Below are 2587 nucleotides of genomic sequence, written 5' to 3'. Positions count from 1 at the left end.
GGGTATCTCAGCCCCGTCGAATTCGAGGAACGCAACGCCCGCGCCTCTGTCAAAACCGCCGCCTGAGCCGGTCCGCCCGAAGGGGCGCACTCCAAGGATATGCCAAAACTCATACGTTTCTGGCGCCGGCGGAATCCACCGTTTTTGACGCATAGGTTCTGACAAGAGGTTTTTGTCCGCAACCCTATGTTTCCGCCAAGTCGCTCCGCGCATCGCGGATAATCATCCACGACGAATGCAGGAACAGCCCTGCAATGGCGAACGCGACAATCAAGTCGGGCCAGGCGCTTCCAAGCCATGCGACCAGCCCGGCGGCGATCACCACGGCGAGGTTGCCGATGGCGTCGTTGCGCGAAAAGAGCCAGACCGCCCGCATGTTCGCGTCCCCCTTGCGGTGTTTCAGGAGCGGCAGGACTGCGAGGATATTCACGATCAGCGCACCTACGGCGAACGCTCCCATCAACCCGGCTTCGGGCGTCGTCTGATTAAGAACGCGCCAAAGCGTGCTGCCGACGACGCCAAGGCCCAAAAGTCCCAGAAACACCCCTTGGATCATTGCCGATCGCGCCCGCCATGTCAGGCTCCAGCCGATGGCGAGCAGACCCAGAAAGGTGATCGCGCCATCACCCAGAAAATCGAGCGCGTCCGCCTTCAACGCCTGCGACCCTGAAAGGAACCCGCCGAACATCTCGACCACGCCGTAGCCGAGATTGAGCAGGACCACGATCCAGAGCGCACGGCGATAGCTCGGGTTCTTGTAGGCCGGATCGGAGGATGTATCGCCGTCCTCGATCTTCTCGAAGCCGTAGCCGGTCGCGTCGAGCGCGGGCCGCACTTTCGGCAAGTCACCCTCCGCGATCCGCAATGTCATGACGTGGGTCGCGGCAGACACCTTCACATCGCCGGTCGCCACGCCCGCAGACCGGGCCGCGCGCTCGATCTCGGCGGCGTCCTTGGCGCAGTCCATGCCCTGCACCCGCATCCGGATCGGTGAGGATGCCGTAGACAACGTGCTGTTCTCGGCTTGGCTCATGTGCGATCCTCTTCAAGGTGGCGAGCGAAAGGGTTCACCGCTGACGTATCAGTGGACAATGATATGATGACGAACGACGCGCAAGGCGACCTTTTGGCAGCCGACGCTCTGGAACTGCGGGCAAAGCTCTTCCGGGGCCTCGGCGATCCCAGCCGTCTGGCGATCCTTGATGCGCTGGTATCAGGCGAACGCAACGTGCAGGAAATTGTCGGTCATACGGGATTGGGGCAACCCAACGTCTCGAACCATCTGCGCTGCCTGCTCGACTGCGGGCTGGTCAGCCGCCGCAGCGAAGGTCGATTTGTCCGGTATCGCCTGGCGGGTGGACGGGTTGCCGATCTTCTCCGTGATGCGGATCGGCTCCTTGCCGCGACGGGGACCGGGATCGACGGCTGCGAGAGCTACACAGAGTAGACGGTCATCCGTGCCGCTCGTCGCCATGCCCCTGCCCGCCGAACTCGGACGGGTCGTCGCAGGCGTGGCGCGCGCATTCCAGCTCAAGCGTCGTGTGCTCGATATCGAACCGGTCAGCCAGTGCAGCTTTGATCCGTTCCTTCACGGCGTCTGCGTCGGACCAACGCCCCTCGGCTATGACGACATGCGCATCCAGTGCCGCGCGGTGTTCGTCCATCTGCCAGAAATGCGCGTGGTGAATGCCCATCACGCCGTCGATTCCACGCACGGTATCAAGAACCGCGTCTGTCTCGATCTCGGGCGGCGATCCAAGCATCAGGATACGGATCACAGGTCCAATTTCGCGGAACGATTGCCACAGGATATAGCCCGCGATCAGCACCGTCACGAGCGGGTCGATCAGCCGCCAGTCGTAGAGCAGGATCAGCGTGCCCGCGACGATCACGGCGACAGAGCCGAGCGCGTCGGCCACGTTGTGCAGGAAGGCCGCACGGATGTTCACGCTGGATTTGGACATGGCGTAGGTCAGCGCCGCCGTCACCGCGTCCACGATCAGCGCGATGCCTGCGATGATGACGATCAGCCAGCCCTCGACCGGCTGCGGATCGGCAAAGCGCATCGCGGCCTCGTAAAGCAGATAGAGGCCGATCACGATCAGCGTGGTGTAGTTGATTAGCGCGGCGACGACCTCGACCCGGCCATAGCCGAACGTCATCTCTGCATCCCTTGGTCGCCGCGCGATCTTTCGAGCGCCGAAAGCGATGATGAGCGAGATCGCGTCGGAAAAGTTGTGCAGCGCGTCCGCGATCAGAGCGAGCGAGCCGGAAACGATACCACCGACGATCTGCGCGACCGTCAGGCCCATATTGACCGCGATGGCGGCGAAGACGCGGCGGTCGCCAGCCTCGAGATCGACGTGATGATGGTGGCCGTGACCCATGACGGCGGCTCCTTTCGATTCGTATCGTTTCAGGATAGATACGATCTACAGCGACTATAGGTTCAAGGGGCAATGATGAAAGAATACTCCATCGGGCATATGTCGCGTAAGCGTCCGGCCTCGCCGCTCTGCCGGGTCTGCTGAAGTGTCGATAGTGTCCATGAAGGGATGATGGACACGATCGGAGGCGTTTTTGGGCA

General features: G+C 62.2%; 3 protein-coding genes. 1 reads left to right on the top strand and 2 read right to left on the bottom strand.

From position 1 onward, the window contains the following. Positions 1-184 precede the first annotated feature (184 nt). A complete protein-coding gene (locus BM064_RS26505; protein ID WP_092866576.1) occupies positions 185-1033 on the bottom strand; it encodes a cation diffusion facilitator family transporter in 849 nt (282 codons plus the stop codon). 63 nt (positions 1034-1096) lie between these two features. On the opposite strand from BM064_RS26505, the gene BM064_RS26500 reads away from it, so the two are divergent. After that, a complete protein-coding gene (locus BM064_RS26500; protein ID WP_092866572.1) occupies positions 1097-1447 on the top strand; it encodes an ArsR/SmtB family transcription factor in 351 nt (116 codons plus the stop codon). 4 nt (positions 1448-1451) lie between these two features. Here the strand turns inward: BM064_RS26500 and BM064_RS26495 are convergent, their stop codons facing one another. Continuing rightward, entirely contained in the window at positions 1452-2387 is a 936-nt protein-coding gene (locus BM064_RS26495; RefSeq protein ID WP_088636073.1) for a cation diffusion facilitator family transporter, read from the bottom strand. Positions 2388-2587 lie beyond the last annotated feature (200 nt).

Source organism: Albimonas pacifica (assembly GCF_900113695.1).
GTDB lineage: Bacteria > Pseudomonadota > Alphaproteobacteria > Rhodobacterales > Rhodobacteraceae > Albimonas > Albimonas pacifica.
This window is presented reverse-complemented; position numbering and strand designations above follow the sequence as displayed.